Raw genomic sequence first — 15,722 nt, 5'->3', positions numbered from 1 at the left:
CCACCCCCCGCACGTCACAGGGTCGCAACGGCGGGGGTGAGGGGTTAGATCTGCTTGCCGAGGGCGAGGGGCGCGAGCTTGATCCCGAAGACCTTCTCGACCGTGTCCGCGACCACCGGCCGGTCCTCGGCCGGCGCGATCCCCATCAGGTTCGCTGCCGCCGCCGGGACACCCAACACGTCCGCGATCTTCTGGAAGGCGATCAGCTCTCGCAGCTGCGGGGACCAGCCGATCTCCCCGGACTCGCGGCGCCGCGCGAGGTTCCGCGCGACCCGCACCGCCCTGCTGTCGATCTTGAGTTTGGTGGCGAGATCGAAGTCGGTCGACACTTCGACCTGCACCGCGAAACGGGATGACAACGCTTCGCTCAAGATCGCCCCGTGGACACCCGGGTTGTGTCCAGCGATCACGTAGAAGCCGGGGGCTGCTTCTACCGCCTCGCCCTTGTGCGCCTTCACGATGATCCTTTTCCGGCCGTCCATCGCCGGGTACATCACCGCGAGCACCGCCGGGCTGATCAGAGTGGCGTCGTCGACGAGGAGGACCTTCCCCTCCTGCATGGCGGTGATGAGCGGCCCGTAGACGAACTCGTACCGGCCGTCGGGGGTCTGGGTGTACTCACCGATCAGGTCACCGACCTGGGTGTCACCATCCCCCGCGATCGTGATCAGATCGTCGCCGAAGGCGGCCTCGATCACGCTCGTCTTCCCCGTACCGGGCGGGCCGTAGAGCAGGACCGGTACTTCGGCCGTGCGTAGCTTGCGCAGGACTTCCACGTCGGGCAGGTCCGCCAGCTTCCGGGGCCGGTACACCTGCCCCGACGGGCGGATGATCCCCCCATCCGGCGTCGTGGGCGGAAGGGCCGGCCGGGGCTTCGGCACCGCCGCCGGGGGCGGTGCCGGGGCCGGGCGGGGCCTTGCCACGGGCGGTATGCCGGTCCGTCCGAATGCGTCCCGCGTGGTGGGGGTGGCCGTGTACCGGCGGGGTTTGGTGCTGGTCAACGTCGCCTGCCCGGCCTCGGCCAGACGGTGCAGCGCGTTGCCCACGGCGCCGTTGCTACGGGTCAACGCCTTCGCCACGGCGGTCGGTGTGTGGGATGCGGAAGGGTGATCGAGCAGGTAGCGGGCGACCATTTCGTGCAGTCCGCCTGGTGCTAGGCGAAAGGCGGCGGGGGCGGAGGGGGTCGGGGCAGGGCTGCTCATCCTGATCTCCAGGCAGGGTCGGGGTGCGGGGTGGCTGGGGGTGGGGTGGCGTGTGGCGCGGATCCGCACGCCACCCCGACCCGGGGGTGAGGCAGGGGCTGCTACCGGTGGCGAAGCCTGCGCAGGATCCGGGCGATGCCACGGGCACGGCCGGGGCCCGTTCTGGTCGTCGCGCCGCCGCACGGGCACGGCGCCGACCAGCGGGCGGTACCCGGACGAAGGCTGCTCACCAGGTCGACCACGCGGGGGTCCGGCAACGACCCGTCCGCTTCGAAGATCGCTTCCTGGTTGAGGGTGATCGTCAGGGCCATCGGATCCTTCAGGGTGCGGATCGATACCGATGTCATGTCGTAGCCGTGATCGTCGATCGTGACCATCACGTTTCCGATGGCGAGGAAGTCGCAGGACTGGTCAGGACGCGGCATCGTGATCGGTTCCTTCGCGGGGAGTGGGGTGGGGGAACGCTTCGGTGATCGCGTCCAGGTGCCCTTCGTGCCGGGCGTGGTTGATCCACTTGTCGGCGGTGCGGAACGGTCGGATGACGGCGTCCTCATTGCCGCGCACCTTCCGCAGCCGCGTGGCGACGTGTTCGACGGCCAGGACGGCGGTGTCGAACGGGGTCGGGGCGACGGTGTTGATTCCGGCGGCGGGGTCGACCAGGTGCGCGTAGTAGACCCCGGTCGGGTGGGGGAACACCGCGATGGTGGGTGTGGTCGTGCGGCTAGCCATCACTGCCTCCGGGGCCGGGGGGAGCTGGGTGGGCGGCGGGGCCGGGACAGGTGGGTGCGCGGGGTGCCGCGCACCCACCTCAGGCAGGTCAGGTGCGGCTGGCCGTGTACCCGTCGTAGACGCATCCGTCGTCGACGTAGATCTCCAGGTCTCGCAGGTGGGCACCGCCGTAGCGCAAGGTGACCGGGGTATCGATGTGGACCGCCATACCGCCGACGGGGTCCTGGAAGACGGTGATCCGGATCGGGGATCCGCCGTTGGCGAACTCCGACGTCATGACGCAGGTGTCCTCCGCGTCGATGGCTCCTCCGATACCGACCGGGCGGGCCGGGCGGTGGCGCAATCGGGGCAGGCGCACGGGTGTCTCCTTTTCACGGTGGGGGGTGGTTCACCGATCGATGTGCACATCCGGTCGCGTGATGCGGTACCGGTTTCCCGTTCGGGTTTCGCGTTTCGCGTTCCCGTTCGGGCGGTGCGTTTTCGGTGTGGGACAACATTAACCTGACCCATTCGCGAATGGGAAGGGGTTTTCCATGACTTTTTAGGGAATGTTTTCGAAAAGAGTCATGGAAATGCGCTTGCCTGATTGTCGATAGCGAGTTATCCGCGTATGCGCGGATAGGTAATGGGCGAAAAGAGTCATGAAAATGGGGGTGGGAATGCGCGCGGGATGAGATAGAATGGTGACAACGGATTCGACGCGACAACGGAAAGGGGGTGGTGGGGGTTGCGCACACGCGACCGGCGCCGGCCCGCCGCCCACCTTCCCGGGCGGGCGGCGCCCGGCCCCGCGCACGCGGGCGGGCGCAGGCCGGGCCTGGGGCCGGCGGGACGCCGGACCCAGGGCGGATAGCCGCCCGGAGGCGGAAAACCGTGAGGTGGTCCGGTGTCCGCCCCCCGGGCGGGCGCCGGGCCGCCGCACGTGTTTTCCTGCCTCCGGGCGGCGTAGCCTGGCCAACCATCGGAGGGGGCCACGGGCCGCTGACCTGCGGTTTTACCTCCCAGGCCCCCCTCCGCCCCTAATCGGAGGGAATAATGGAGGGAATGGTGGCGGGAATAATGGAGGGTATAAAGGAGGGTGGGGGTTCGGATTTTCCCTGCATGGCTGGAGGGGCCTCCGCTGTAAGCGTCCCTCGGGCCCGCCTGCGCCACCGCAGCCGGGCGGCGCAGGCGGCTCGGGGTCAGGGAAAGCCGGCCGACGCGGGGACGGGTCGGGTGGCTCCGCGGTAGCTGGGTCGGACGTAGGTTTCGGTCCGGACCGGGGCCCCGCGCCGGGGCGCGTTCACCATTTCCCCGCTGCCAAGGTAAATTCCCACGTGGGTGATGTCAATGTCGGACGGGCCGTAGAATACGAGGTCTCCGATTTCCAGTGGGGCCCCTGGGGGTAGTCGTGGTCCGGCGTTGAACTGGGCCTGCGCGACGCGGGGGATGGTGACTCCGGCGGCGGCGTAGGCGGCCCGGGTAAGCCCCGAACAATCAAAGCCTTTCTCGCCATAATCGGGGCCGTCCCCACCCCACAGATACGGCAGGCCGATCTGCGCGGTGGCGTAGTCCACCGCGGTCAGCGCCGCGTCCGACGGGCCGCTGCTGGTGGTGAGGTCGGAGGTGGTGTAAACGTCGGCCTGGGTGAGAACCCGCGTCACGTAAGAATTATCATGATTATAGGTGTAGAGCGCCCCGGGAATATTCGCGCCGTTCTGTGCGCCGGAGGCACACAGATAATGGGCGGCGGAGTAGACAGCGTCGGCGGGATTGTTGATGTCGGTGCTGCCGTCGGCGTCGCCGTCGACCCCATAGGCGGCGAAGGTGGTAGGCAGAAACTGCATCGGCCCCTGGGCGCCGGCCAGCGAGGTCCAGTCCGGGTTCTGCCCGTGGTCGGTCTCGACTTTCCCGACCGCGGCCAGCACCGTCCACGGCAGCCCCGGGCAGGTGGCCGCAGCGGTGACGTAGAGCCGCTGGTAGTCGACAGGGATCTCCCCCGCGGCGGCCGCGGCGGATGCCGGCTCGCCGCCGCCGGCCTCGCCGCCGAGGAGTCCGGCCGCGACGCCGCCGGCGAGGATCGGTACGGCGAGCAGCAGCGCGCACAGTCCGAGGACGAGCCGGGTCACGCAGGGCCGAGGGGGGACCGCGGCCCGAAGTGCGGCGCGGGTGGGCGCGGTGCCGGCGCCGGATCGGTCTCGTCGTCGTCGGTGGGGTCGGGCTCGTCGAACGGGGAACGGCTGACGATCGGGGTGCCGTAGCGGGTGGTGAGCCCATCGAGGTCGGTCCGGGCGGTGGCGTTCAGCGGCAGCCAGACCGGACGGGCAGGGGCGAGGTCAGGCGGTTCGGTGGAGGGCGCGGAGGGTGAGAGGGGGCTGGTGGTGAGGGGGGCAGGGGCGGCGGTGACGATGACGACCCCGGCCGGGGTCGCGGCGAGCCGGGCGCGCAGCTCCCGTTCCCGGGTCGCGGACGGTAGCCAGATCAGCACGGGGCTGGTCAGGCCGCTGGAGGCGGCGAGACGGGTGTAGCCGGGGATCTTGCGGGCGACCTGGGAGAGGCTTTCGCTGCCCGTGTCGAACTCGACGAAGAAGTCGAGCCGGCGCCGGGCGGTCTGCCAGGTGCCGTAGCCGTCGGGGCGAATCCACTGCCCCCACAGCGCGGCGGCGCGCTGTTCGGACCACCAGACGGTGAGCCCTTCATGGTCGGGGCGGGGGCGGCTGGCGTGGACGAGGGCGGTGAACACCGCATTGACGCCGAGGTGGTGACCGAGGCGCGGCGAGTTCGCCCAGGCGTGCAGCTTGTCGCGGCGGTAGCCGAGCTCGGCCACACTCAGACCGCGCTCGGCGGCGAGGATCGCCGCACCGAGCGGACCGAGGGCGTAATGGTAGGGGCCGGTACCCCGGCCTTGACCGTAGTAGGGGCGAAGCCGGTCAACGGTCTGCAGCCGGGTCAGGGTCGCCAGACGCAGCCGGGTCATCCGGTCACCGGTGAACGCCAGGCGGGTGAGCTGGTGGCGGGTCAGGACCCGGTGTTCGTGCAGCATCGCGAACATCCACCGGTCCCGGCTGGTCATCCGCCCGGACACCTCCAGCAGGGTCTGCTCACCGCCGCTCACTGGCCACCCCCGCCCTGACCGGACCGGGGGCCGCGCCCGGCATCGGGTGCGCCGGTGTGCCGGCGTGCCGCAACCCGCAGCGCATCAGCGCGGCCAGCGACAGGTGGTGGCAGAGGCCGGGTCCGCAGGGTGAACGCCGCGGTGTCGGCCTGGTCGACCACCAGCCGGGCTGCGGCCGTCCACGCGGGGAGCCGGGCGAGGTCATGCTGGGTCAGGACGGGGCTGACATGCCGGGACAGGTCCGCGGCGTCTTTCGGGCTGACGCCGAAGAACAGTTTGCTGCGCGCGTTGGTGGACAGGGCGTCGGCCAAATCGTCGGGGAGTTGACGCAGGTGCTGGTGGGCCAGGGTCATGGACAGCCGGTAGCCGCGGGCCTCGGCGAGCATGTCCTCCACCGCCCCCGGCAGCGTGAGGAAGTTTTGGGCTTCGTCCAAAAAACAGGTGGCGTCGGGGCGCTGGTCGGGGTGCAGGCGGGCCCGGTGTAGGACGGTCTGCCAGATCTTCGCCAACACGATCGACCCGACGATCCGGGAGGCGTCCTCCCCGATCACGCCTTTGGGGATGCGTACGAGGAGGATCCCGCCGCGGTCGAGGACCTCGCGTAGGTCGACGGTGGACGGGCCGGCGGCCAGGGCTTGGCGGGCGAAGGTGCGGAGCAGCAGGGCGCGGAGTTTGTTCAGGATCGGGCCGATCGCCGCCGCGCGGGCACCGTCAGACAGCTGCCCGTACCACTCCCAGAAGCTGGCGAGGATCGGGTCGGTGACTCCGGTGGTGGCTTTACGTCGTGTGTCCGGTTCGGTGAGGACCTTGACGACGTCGCCCAACGTCGGGGTGATCCCGGTGCGGGTGCGCCGTTCCAGCAGGGTCAGGCAGGTGGCGCGCAGCAGGTCATCGGTCCGCGGCCCCCAGGAGTCGGCCCAGATCCGCCGGAAGATCCCGACCAGCTGGTCGGTGGCCAGATCGGCGTCGCCGCCGTCGAGGATGTTCAAGCAGGGTGGGGCGGCAGCGTCCTCGGGGTCGAGGAGCACGACCCGGTCAGCGGCGTCCGCGGGGAGGCGGGCGAGGACGTCGTTGACCAGGTCGCCTTTCGGGTCGAAGACCGCCAGCCCCCGGCCGGCTTCCGCATCGGCGAGGATCATGTTCGCGAGCAGCGTCGATTTCCCCGACCCGGTCGCGCCGACGACGTGCACGTGATGGCGGGCGTCGGCGACGTTCAACCCGACCCGGCGGCGCCGGCCCGCTTCGCTCTCCCCTAGCGGCTTGACCCGGGGTCCGGCTTCGGGGATCCCGGCCGGGGGCGCGACGGCCGCGGCCCCGGCCCGGGACAGCCCCGGGACAGCGGTGTCCAGGGGCAGGTGGGCGAGGGCGGCGAGTTCGGCGACCGCGAGCAGGTCCCCGCGCCGCAGCCGGCGGCCCGCCAGCACGGGGATGGGGTGGGGCAGTTTCAGGCGGCGCAGATAGTTGTGCCCGGCGTACAACGCGAACGCGGAGGCGAGGGCGTGTGCCCGGCCGCGCAGCATCGTCGTGGCGGCCTGCTGCCCGGTCTTGGTCATCGGCGGGGCGAGGTGAGCTGCGGCGTAGGTGACCGTGGCTTCCCAGCGGGGGCCGACTGCTTTGAGGCCGATTGCGCGGGACGCCGCGGAGTCCTCCGGCGGTGTCGGCCCCGTCTTGCCCACCACCTGCCCGGCGGCCGGGCGGGGCCCGGCGTGGGGGGTGATCAGGTCGAGGGCGCGGCTGAGCAGGGTCGGGGCGTACTGGCCCCGCTGGCGGGCAGCGGCGCGGCGGGCGAGCGTGAGCCGGCGGCCCGTGACCGGCCGGGCCAGCAGCTGCACCACCGCCGCCTCGTTGTCGTCGAGTTCGGAGGCGGCAGACAGCAGGGACCGGATCGGGTCCCCGGACGGGTCCGCGCGTAGCGGCAGCACGTCGACCTGGGCCAGACGTAGCTGCCCGCCGATCGCCAGCGCGTAGTCCGGCAGCGGCGCGGCGGCAGGCCGGGTCGTAGTGCGGGCACCGGGCCACGCGGCCTGCACCGCCCGCTCGACCATGCCCGGCGGCACCGGGCCGGGGACCCACAGCCGGATCACCGTCCCCGCGCGGGTGGCGAGCAGTTCCCAGCCCAGATGCGGCTGGCCATGCAGGAGCCGGTCCCAGCGCGCCCGTTGCAGGCCGCCCATCTGACCCCAGAAGATCTCCGCCGCGTGGGCGGATACCTCGGGCGGGGTGAGGATCTCCACCGTCCGCGCCCCCTCACACAGCACCACATGCCGATGGGCGCGAACCCGGCGGCGGGCGTACCCCGCGGCCAGCAGGAGAACGAGCTCGAGGACAGCGACCGGCCACCAGTCGGCGTGGGCGGCCAGCCACGACTCCAAGCCAGAGACGATCCGGCTGGGGTCGGTGAGCCAGACCGGCAGCTCCGGAGCCGGTGGAGGGGGTGGAGGAGGGACGGGGGGAAGCCCCGGCGGAGGGGCCGAAACAGCAACGATCATGCATGCCTCCAGGCATGTGAGCAGCACAAACAGGGCGTGGCAGAGGTGGGGTGGCCCGGGTGGTGCTGCGGCCGGCCGTCCGGGGCGGCACCACCCGGCGCAGAGGGGGCCGGGTTAGAACGGGTCGGCGTCGTCGTCCACCGGCCGCCGGGCGGCCGGCCGGCGAGGAGCGCGGGCCGGCCCGGTCGCCGCGACGGCAGGGTCCTCGGCCCAGGCCGGGTCGAGTGGGCCCGTGTCGGTGGGAGTGGCGGTGGTGGTGTCGACCGGATCTGTGGTGATCAGGTCGTATTCGGCGGGGGACGCGAGGGCGTGCAGGGCGGTGCGCTGCCCGGTCCCAGTCAGGAGCAGGGCGTCACCGGGACCGGCGGTGAGCAGCTGGGTGGCTTCGCCATCGGTGAGCCGGTGCACGCGACGCAGGTCGTCGATCACGGTCGGGTCCTGGCGCAACAGGATCTGCGTCGCCGCGTTCGCGACGACCGCCCGGCCCAGCTCGGAGCTGAGGAGGTCGGCGGAGTCCTGGGTCGCCACGGCCAGACCGGCCCAGTGCTTCCGGGCGGCCTTCGCGAGGCGGAACAGGAAGCGGGCGCCGGCGGGGTGTGCCATGAGCAGCCAGCCCTCGTCCACCACCACGAGACGGCGCCGTCGCCGGGCCGGGTCGGCGACGGTCCGCCAGATCGCGTCCAGGGTGAGCAGCGTCCCGGCGGCTTTCAGCTCGTCGGGCAGCGCCCGCAGGGAGTAGACGACAAGGTGCCCGGTCGGGCTGGTGGTGGTCGCGTGCGCGAACAGGCCAGCATGCGAGCCGGTGACGAACGGGGCGAGACGTGCGGCGAGTGCTGGGCCGGCCGGGTCCTCAGCGGCGGTGAGGGCGGCGGCGATGTCGGCGAGCAGCGGGGCGGGCCGGGTCCAGGTGGCCTGGTCGTGGGTGATCCCGGCAGCGCGGTAGGCGCTCAGGATCGCCGCGTCCAACGCGGCCCGGCCCCCGGCTCCCAGCCCGCTGTCGTCATCGGTGCCGGCGAGCAGGGTGGTGATCAGGGTGTGGCAGAACAGGGCGCGGCGGGTGAGGAGGTCGGGGTCGTGATGGGAGTGGGCGGGCAGGTCGAGGGGGTTGAGGTGCACCCCAGGCTCGCCGAGCGCGAGGCGGGTGCCCCCGACAGCGGCGGCGAGCCGGCCGTACTCGTCCTCCGGATCAACAATGGCGGCCTCGACGCCCTGGTAGAGGGAGCGCAGGAGGTCGAGTTTCATCAGGAAGCTCTTGCCGGCGCCGGAGGCGCCGGTGGTGACGGAGTTGTAGTTCGGCTGCGCCCACCGGTCATGCGCCACGATCCCGGCGGAGTGCAGGTTCGTGCCGTAGACGACGGGTGCGGCTCCGGGGCGTTCCACGTCGGGTAGGGGCAGGTCAGGGGTGGTGAACGGGATCCCCGCGGCCAGCGCCTGGGTGTCCATCGCCCGGCGGATCTGGAGCAGGTCCAGGCCCAGGGGCAGGGTGCTCACCCAGCCCTGCACGCTCCGGTACCGGGCCCGGCGCACCGTGAGCAGCAGACTGTGCGCCAGCGCGGTGACCCGCGCCGCTTCCTCGGCGAGCTCCTCGCGGCTATCGGCGTAGACGGTCAGGTACAGCCCGGTCCGGAACAGGCGTGCCTCACCACGAGCGACCTGACGGGCCAGCTCCCCGGCGTCTTGGGCGGCGGCGTCGAGCTCGGGGTCGGCGAGACGGCCGGCCGCGGCGTCGGCGCGGCGGCCGGATTCGAGCCGGCCGAGTTGGCGGCGTAGTCGCAGCGCCGCCACCGCGGGTGGGGTCGGGTCGATGTGCAGGGCGACATCGAGGCGGCCCGGGTAGGCCAGCAGCGGCTCCATCCACCCGGGTCCGACTTCACGCGGGTAGCCGACCACGGTGATCGTGGTCGCGCAGATCCCACTGACCTCGATCTGCCCGGCATCGACCACCAGCGCGGGCGGGGTGAACAGCGCCGGGCCCTCGACGGGCAGCATCTGCCCCGCCCCTTGCCCGCGGCCGGGGACCAGGGGCCGGCGGCTGCGGGACGGCGCACCCTGCGGGGCGACGTGTAGGCGGTTGCGGCGGCGGCTCATCGGCGGCCTCCGGTCCGCGTACGGCCGAGCACCGGACCTGATGCGGTGACACGGTCGGGCGGTGGCGGACCGGTGGGATCGGCGGCCGAAGCGAGCAGGCCGGTCAGCTCGGGGCCAGTGAGGATCCGCCCCCGCAGCCCGGCGGCGGCCAGCAGACCGAGGGCTTCCTCGAGGCGGCGCGCCGCCACCGCCGCGGCGGTATCCCGGCCGCCGCGCAGCGCGGGGACGGGTTCATAGGCGGTGAGCAGGATCTGCCGGCTCCGCAACCGCCGGGTCGCCGCGATGTCGCCGAGGAAGTTGGCGTGGTCACGGGCCGCGGCGGCCAGCGCCGGATGAGGCATCTGATCCGCCAGGCTGCGCAAACGGTGCCGGTGCGGGTCGAGGTGGACCGGGACGCCGCGGACGGTGATCTGGATCCGCCCGGACAGGGCGTTGAGCATCCGCCCATAGCCGGCGACCTTCCGGCTGGTGTCGCTGTCGCCGGCGAGGGCGAGGTTCACGCCCTGGACTTCGGCAACGACGCCGACCGCGCCGCGTAGATCGATCACCCCGGCCGCATCCACCCCGGCGGCCAGTGGCCTCGCCGGCACCGGGGCGCGGCGGCGGGCGGTGGGGATGTCGGGCAGCCAGCCGGGCTGCGCCGGGATCCCTTCGGGGGCGGCGAGGTGGAGCTTGGGGGCGCGGTGATGGGCGAGGGCGGCGGCAGCGTACCGGTCGGCGGTCACCCCGCCGCGCTGGCCGAGTGCGAGCGCGGCGCCGCCGCCGAGCAGCGGCACCACCAGCACCGCCACCACCGGCAACGGCAGATACGGCGACGCGGTCCAGTAGACCGCGACGGCGAGCAGGAGCGGTGGGGCGAGCAGGGTCAGCTGACGGGCGGTCAACCCGGCCAGGATCCGGTCCGGCCGATCCACATCGGACGGAATCCGAACCCTATCAAATCTGGATGTTTCGGGCATAGCGAGCACGGCCTTTCAGACCACAGAGCGACAAGAGGGAGAGAGGGAGAGCGCCGGGGGCGGCGGTCAGAGGGGAATGCCGAGATGCTGCAGGCCCTTGCGCAGCAGCCGGTACTTCACCAGTGAGACGACCGTGGAGCGCCCGCCACCCATGACGGTGCGCATGACGGTGGATTGCAGGCGGATCGCGACGTAGAACAGGCCGGCGGCGGTCAGGATGTTCCCGAGACTGTCCGCCACGCCCACCGGATGGAACGCCCCGTCATCGCTGGCGAACAGCACCCGCACGCCCAGGACAAGCAGCACCGACTGGCCGACCTGCACCGCCAGGCAGCCGGCTGTGGCCCGCCAGTACAGGTTCGCGATGTGCTCCGTCCACGGCAGGCCCCGGCAGATCAGCATCAGCGGACCGGCGACCGCCAGCCCCATCAGCACGATCACCCGGATCACCCAGCCGACCAGCAGCATCACGATCATCCCGACCACGCCGATCAGCAACAAGACGAAGAAGATGCCGTGGATCCGCCCGGCCGCCAGCACCGTCAGCAGCACACTGAACGCCCCGCTGGCATCGAGCCCACTCATGTTCGTGAACGCCCGGCTCAGCGCGTTCGCGGCATCGATCGACCAGCCGATCAGCGGCAGGCTCAGGTTCGCCTCCCCGAACCCGAGAATCATCCGGGGCAGCATCTCTTTCGCGGTGGCGCGGGTCTGCACACTGTCGTAACCCATCGCCGCGACCCCACCAGCCATCAACACCAGCAGCATCACACTGTTCGCGATCAGCACACTGCCCGCCCACAGCTCACGGATCCGCGGCTGCTCCGTCACATCCGGAGTACTCAAAATGGTCTGGCCGAGCAGACGCACGACCGGCTCCAGCGCCGCCTCGACGAGCCCCTCGAACCAGCCATTGATCGCCCGAAGGATCCGGCCGGGGATGTCCGCCCAGCCGAACAGCGCGCCCACCACCCCACCGCCGCCACCGTCGCTCTCCGACCCGGGGGCGGTCGGGGCCGGCTCCGCGGACGGCGGCGGAGGCACCTCCCCCGGCGCCGGTGCCTCCTCGGAGCCCTCGGGGGAGGGCCCGCCGGAGGGAGCGGGCGCATCCCCGCCGGAGGGGGCCGGCACGACCGGGGGGACCTGCGGCCTGGGGGCGGCGGGTTCCACCCGCTGCGCCGGTGCGCCAGCCGGAGCCGGGGTGGTCGCGGACGGCGCGGCCGGGACCGCGGTCTGCGCCCCCGCCACCCCCGCCGACGCCACCAGCACACCCGCACCTACCGCCAGCACGCACACGACCACCCCGGCCCGCCACCCCCACGCCCGTGGCTGTCGCGGCGTCTGCCCTGCCCGGAGCATCAGGCGCCGACTACCGAACGCAACGCCTTCAACACCAACGGCGCGAGGACCGCGAGGCCGTAGCCGATCGCGGCGTTGCGGAACGCGCCTTTCGCGCGCTCCACCTCCCCGGGATCACCATTCGCACCCAGATACCGGGTCGCACCGAGGGTGAAGAAGAACGTCGCGACGGTGGCGAGGATGCCCATCAGCCAGTTCCGGGCGTTATTCAGAACCGTCTCCAGATCCGGAGCACTCGACACCGGAGCCGGCGCCGGCGGCGCTTCCTGCCCCGTCACCACCGCCGCAGCCCCCGCCACATCCGAGAGCACGACCAGCAGGACCACGACGACCACGCACCCGACCCCGAGCCGCAGCAGGTACTCGCGCCGCCGGGTCCACTTCGGGGGTGAACCCATCGCGACACCGCCGGCCAGCAGGAGCAGGATCGTCAGCGAGCCAGCCAGCGCCGCGCAGCCCAGCCGGACCAGGTCCCCCACCGAGCCGAACGGCACCAGCACCCCCGTCCCGGTCGGCCCCCCGGCGGGCTGCGCGAGCAGCAGCCACCCCGCCGCAGCCAGCCCCCCAGCCACCCCCAGCCACACGGCGGGAGGGACCGACCCCAGCAGGCGGCGCAGCGCGGTGCCCGCGGTGTGTACGACCATGCGCGTGTGTCGGCGCAGGGACCGGCCTCGTCCCGTCATCGGCCACCACCGGTCCCCGGGCCGACCCGGCGGGCCGCGACCGCGGCAACCAGGTCTCGTTCCGCGCGGCGGCGGCGCACCGCCAGCTCCTCACCCGGCGTGCGGCCCCGCGCGGACAGCTCCGCCAACGCCACACCCCGCAGCCGGTTCGCCGCCAGCAGCCGCGCATCCACCGGGCTGATCACCGCCCGTTCCGTCGCCTGCGCCAGCAACCACCGCGCATCCAGCCACGGCCACGGCGGCACCGCGCCCAGGACCGGCAGCTCCATCCCGGGCCTGCGGTAGGACGCCACCTCCACCAGCCCCGCCCGGTACCCGCCGAACACCAACCGGGCCGGGATTCCCCGCGCCCCCACCGGCAGCCCAGCGAACACATCGATAAAGCCGGTCAGCACCTCGGCGTCGAGATCGGCGATGTCTCCGCGATAGGCCGGGGCCAGCGTGGCGGCGATATGCCGCAGCGCCGGCATCGCCATCCCCGCCGCCGCGACCTTCCACGCATCCACCTCCCGCGACCGCAGGAGAAACGCCCACACCGCGTTCCGGGTCGCCAACGGTGTCTGCGGCCGGGTCACCTCCACCCGCAACTCCCGCAGGCCGAACCACCGGTCCACCAGCCCCGGGAAATCAGCGCCGTTCACGCCCAACCCGCCCGGGGACTCCGTCAAAGCCAGGAAGGTCGACTCGACCCGATCCAACGATGATTCCGCCGTGTTCTCAGAGTCATGCACCACGATTGATGGACTCCCGTCCGTAAGGCCCTGTGTTCCGTCGGCCCTAAGGACGCCACAACCCATCTGACGGTGATCTGACACTCGTTCACGCACAGGTCGGCGAGGCGATGGGGTGGTCGGAAGCGATCTGACGGTGATCTGACACTGATCTGACGGTGATCTGACACATCGCCTCGAACCACGCAGATGATCAGGTGTCAGATCAGTGTCAGACACCCTGGACTTCACTCGGACCCGAACAGCCCCCGGCCACCAGCCGCCCTTTTCCCGAGCGGCGAACTGGCGACATCCTGTTGCGGAGGAACCGAGTGCCTCAGCCCCGTCCCACCCGAACCGATCAGCCGCGGATCATTCCACTCACTGTCTGGCCCACCACCACCCCAGAAATCCCCGGGTCTCTGCCCGCCGATGCCGCGGCCCGCGCCATCGCGACCTTCAGTAACGCCGGAGATCTCGTTATCGGTATCGACGACGCCGGAATCCTCATCGGCGCCGCCGACTACCTCCACCGCCGATACCTCACACTCCACCGCGCCCCCCGGTCCGCCGCCACCCCGATTCTCACCCGCTGCCGGGAACGTGGCGCCGGACTCATCATCGACCACCCGCCCACCACCACCCCGGAAAACCTCCTCCCCGACCTGAGCGTGCTCGCGGGAATACTCCGCCCAGGGGGATATCTCCTCACCGTCCACACCCCCACCAGCGGGGCGAACGACCCGCTCGCGGACACCATCACCGCCGCCCGCGCCGCCGGCCTACGCTACCTCCAACACATCATCGTCCTCACCAGTGCAATCAACGACGACGAACTCCACCCTCCGGCAGAGATCTCGTCCGACCACGGGATGCTGGAGCCCGTCCACACCGACCTGGCCGTGTTCACCCGGCCCGGTGGTGCGCGTGGCTGACCGGCACACCCCTATTCCGCTCACCGTCTGGGCGGTGTCGCAGACCCACCCCCGTTTCCAGCGGCTAAACCGCTACACCCCCGAATCCCTCGCGCACCCCGCCCGCATGCTGCCCGCCCTCGCCCGCCACATCATCACCACCTTCACCGAGCCGGGTGATCTCGTCGTGGACCCCATGTGCGGCATCGGAACCACCCTCGTCGAAGCCGCGCACCTCGGCCGCCGGGCCCTTGGGGTCGAATACGAACCCCGCTGGGCCGGCATCGGCCGCGCCAACGCCGCCCTCGCGCATACCCAGGGCGCCACCGGGACCATCCAGCTCATCACCGGCGACTCCCGCCACCTCCCCGCACTTGCCCCCGAGAGTGCGCGCGGAAAAGCCTCGCTGGTTCTCACCTCACCGCCCTACGGGAAAGCCACCCACGGCACCGTCGATGCCGACCGGGTGAACGGGGTCCGCAAACGCGACTACACCTACAGCACCGGCCGGCCTGGCCGGGTCGGGAACCTCGCCGCCGCCGACCTCACCGACCTTCTCACCGGATTCACTGAGATTCTCACCGGTGCCGCCGCGCTGTTGCGCCCCGGTGGAATCATCGCGATCGCCGTGCGCCCCTACCGCCAGGATGGTGAGCTCATCGACCTGCCCGGCGCGATCCTGCACAGCGCGCAGAGGGTCGGGCTCGTCCGCGCCGGGCGCGCCGCAGCCCTCCTCGCGGGCCTGCGCGAGGGCCGCCTGGTCCCGCGCACGACGTTCTTCGCCCTCCACAACGCCCGCACCGCCCACGCCGCCGGCACCCCCCTCCACATCACAGCCCACGAGGACATCCTTCTCCTGACACCCCCGCCCGTAGCCCGTCCGCAGGCCTGACACTGGCGCTGGCCTGCGCAAACACGACCTGACGGTGATCTGACGGTGATCTGACACAAGTTGCGCACGCAACAACAGTCAGATCACCGTCAGATCCCACCCCACACCCAGGACCACCGGCGCCACCCCGCCGACACGAACGAAGGCGCGGGAGAGCGCGCCGCAGCGGCGCAGCCTCGCCCAGCCGGTCGCGAGACGCCTTCGGCGTCCTTTCGCACCTTCGCCGAAGGCTTCCGTGAGGCGCCGGCCGAGGCATCTGGGCACCGCGGAGGAGGAACCCCACGAGTCCTCGCAAGGAGTCGAGTGAGAACGTGGACTGAAGAAGAAATACACCAGCTCGGCGCCACGATCGGCATCGTCACCGCCGGTGAAATCCTCGGAATCGGCCGGACGAAAAGCTACGAACTCGCCGCCCGCAACGAGTTTCCCGTCCCCGTTCTTCGCTTCGGACGCCGCTACATCGTCCCCACCCGTGCCATCAAAAAACTTCTTCACACAACAGTTGCATCGCCGGATGCCGAAATTTGACACACCGGTTTTATCGAGCATCAATGGGACCGCCACCGAAACATTTATTCGGGCTCGGTAGATAACGGCTGATCA

15 protein-coding genes are annotated in these 15,722 nt (G+C 71.5%); 2 read left to right on the top strand and 13 right to left on the bottom strand.

Translation table 11 applies throughout. The features are described from left to right. Nucleotides 1-44: 44 nt before the first annotated feature. The 12 genes from FRANEAN1_RS33610 to FRANEAN1_RS33555 form a co-directional block, all read right to left on the bottom strand. Complete coding sequence (locus FRANEAN1_RS33610; RefSeq protein WP_020464138.1) at nt 45-1,202, bottom strand: AAA family ATPase; 1,158 nt, start codon at nt 1,200-1,202, stop codon at nt 45-47. Between the two features lie 101 nt (nt 1,203-1,303). Continuing rightward, the gene (locus FRANEAN1_RS33605; protein WP_041255069.1) at nt 1,304-1,627 is read right to left on the bottom strand and encodes a hypothetical protein; all 324 of its coding nucleotides are present in this window, start codon (nt 1,625-1,627) and stop codon (nt 1,304-1,306) included. After that, nucleotides 1,614-1,931, bottom strand: coding sequence for a hypothetical protein (locus tag FRANEAN1_RS33600; RefSeq protein WP_020464137.1), 318 nt, complete (start codon nt 1,929-1,931; stop codon nt 1,614-1,616). The genes FRANEAN1_RS33605 and FRANEAN1_RS33600 overlap by 14 nt, the downstream gene beginning before the upstream one ends. An 88-nt stretch (nt 1,932-2,019) precedes the next feature. Further along, nucleotides 2,020-2,289 (bottom strand): hypothetical protein, encoded by a 270-nt coding sequence (locus tag FRANEAN1_RS33595; protein WP_020464136.1) that lies wholly within the window; start codon nt 2,287-2,289, stop codon nt 2,020-2,022. 823 nt (nt 2,290-3,112) lie between these two features. Beyond that, nucleotides 3,113-4,039, bottom strand: coding sequence for a bifunctional lytic transglycosylase/C40 family peptidase (locus tag FRANEAN1_RS33590; protein WP_020464135.1), 927 nt, complete (start codon nt 4,037-4,039; stop codon nt 3,113-3,115). Continuing rightward, on the bottom strand, nt 4,036-5,025 hold the full coding sequence (locus FRANEAN1_RS33585) for a replication-relaxation family protein (RefSeq protein WP_020464134.1): 990 nt from the start codon (nt 5,023-5,025) through the stop codon (nt 4,036-4,038). The genes FRANEAN1_RS33590 and FRANEAN1_RS33585 overlap by 4 nt, the downstream gene beginning before the upstream one ends. Then, nucleotides 5,022-7,397 carry a type IV secretion system DNA-binding domain-containing protein gene (locus tag FRANEAN1_RS33580; protein WP_347176866.1) on the bottom strand — a complete coding sequence of 792 codons (2,376 nt, stop codon included), beginning with the start codon at nt 7,395-7,397 and terminating at the stop codon, nt 5,022-5,024. The genes FRANEAN1_RS33585 and FRANEAN1_RS33580 overlap by 4 nt, the downstream gene beginning before the upstream one ends. Before the next feature lie 231 nt (nt 7,398-7,628). Then, nucleotides 7,629-9,602: a conjugal transfer protein TraC gene (locus tag FRANEAN1_RS33575; protein WP_020464132.1), complete on the bottom strand. Its 1,974-nt coding sequence runs from the start codon at nt 9,600-9,602 to the stop codon at nt 7,629-7,631. Continuing rightward, nucleotides 9,599-10,561: a PrgI family mobile element protein gene (locus FRANEAN1_RS33570; protein WP_020464131.1), complete on the bottom strand. Its 963-nt coding sequence runs from the start codon at nt 10,559-10,561 to the stop codon at nt 9,599-9,601. The genes FRANEAN1_RS33575 and FRANEAN1_RS33570 overlap by 4 nt, the downstream gene beginning before the upstream one ends. Before the next feature lie 66 nt (nt 10,562-10,627). Then, complete coding sequence (locus tag FRANEAN1_RS33565; RefSeq protein WP_347176865.1) at nt 10,628-11,851, bottom strand: hypothetical protein; 1,224 nt, start codon at nt 11,849-11,851, stop codon at nt 10,628-10,630. A 68-nt stretch (nt 11,852-11,919) separates the two neighbouring features. Further along, nucleotides 11,920-12,603, bottom strand: a complete 684-nt coding sequence (locus FRANEAN1_RS37630) for a pilin (protein ID WP_020464129.1) — start codon at nt 12,601-12,603, stop codon at nt 11,920-11,922. Beyond that, the gene (locus FRANEAN1_RS33555; protein WP_347176864.1) at nt 12,600-13,301 is read right to left on the bottom strand and encodes a hypothetical protein; all 702 of its coding nucleotides are present in this window, start codon (nt 13,299-13,301) and stop codon (nt 12,600-12,602) included. Before FRANEAN1_RS33555 ends, FRANEAN1_RS37630 begins: the two co-directional genes overlap by 4 nt. Nucleotides 13,302-13,645: 344 nt before the next feature. Here FRANEAN1_RS33555 and FRANEAN1_RS41835 point away from each other — a divergent pair, with 344 nt between their 5' ends. Then, nucleotides 13,646-14,248, top strand: a complete 603-nt coding sequence (locus tag FRANEAN1_RS41835) for a hypothetical protein (RefSeq protein ID WP_020464127.1) — start codon at nt 13,646-13,648, stop codon at nt 14,246-14,248. Next, nucleotides 14,130-15,119 carry a DNA methyltransferase gene (locus tag FRANEAN1_RS33545; RefSeq protein ID WP_083788392.1) on the top strand — a complete coding sequence of 330 codons (990 nt, stop codon included), beginning with the start codon at nt 14,130-14,132 and terminating at the stop codon, nt 15,117-15,119. Before FRANEAN1_RS41835 ends, FRANEAN1_RS33545 begins: the two co-directional genes overlap by 119 nt. Before the next feature lie 78 nt (nt 15,120-15,197). Here FRANEAN1_RS33545 and FRANEAN1_RS41830 read toward each other — a convergent pair whose 3' ends face one another. Then, nucleotides 15,198-15,668, bottom strand: coding sequence for a hypothetical protein (locus FRANEAN1_RS41830; protein WP_157472895.1), 471 nt, complete (start codon nt 15,666-15,668; stop codon nt 15,198-15,200). Between the last annotated feature and the right edge of the window lie 54 nt (nt 15,669-15,722).

Source organism: Parafrankia sp. EAN1pec, assembly GCF_000018005.1.
Lineage (GTDB): Bacteria > Actinomycetota > Actinomycetes > Frankiales > Frankiaceae > Parafrankia > Parafrankia soli.
The sequence above is the reverse complement of the archived record's forward strand: the minus strand, read 5'-3'. Positions and strand labels throughout refer to the sequence as shown.

Coding starts and splice junctions, on each gene's coding strand:
- FRANEAN1_RS37630 (WP_020464129.1), bottom strand. CDS start 12,603: ATGACGGGACGAGGCCGGTCCCTGCGCCGACACACGCGCATGGTCGTA.
- FRANEAN1_RS33570 (WP_020464131.1), bottom strand. CDS start 10,561: ATGCCCGAAACATCCAGATTTGATAGGGTTCGGATTCCGTCCGATGTG.
- FRANEAN1_RS33575 (WP_020464132.1), bottom strand. CDS start 9,602: ATGAGCCGCCGCCGCAACCGCCTACACGTCGCCCCGCAGGGTGCGCCG.
- FRANEAN1_RS33605 (WP_041255069.1), bottom strand. CDS start 1,627: ATGCCGCGTCCTGACCAGTCCTGCGACTTCCTCGCCATCGGAAACGTG.
- FRANEAN1_RS33610 (WP_020464138.1), bottom strand. CDS start 1,202: ATGAGCAGCCCTGCCCCGACCCCCTCCGCCCCCGCCGCCTTTCGCCTA.
- FRANEAN1_RS33600 (WP_020464137.1), bottom strand. CDS start 1,931: ATGGCTAGCCGCACGACCACACCCACCATCGCGGTGTTCCCCCACCCG.
- FRANEAN1_RS41830 (WP_157472895.1), bottom strand. CDS start 15,668: ATGCTCGATAAAACCGGTGTGTCAAATTTCGGCATCCGGCGATGCAAC.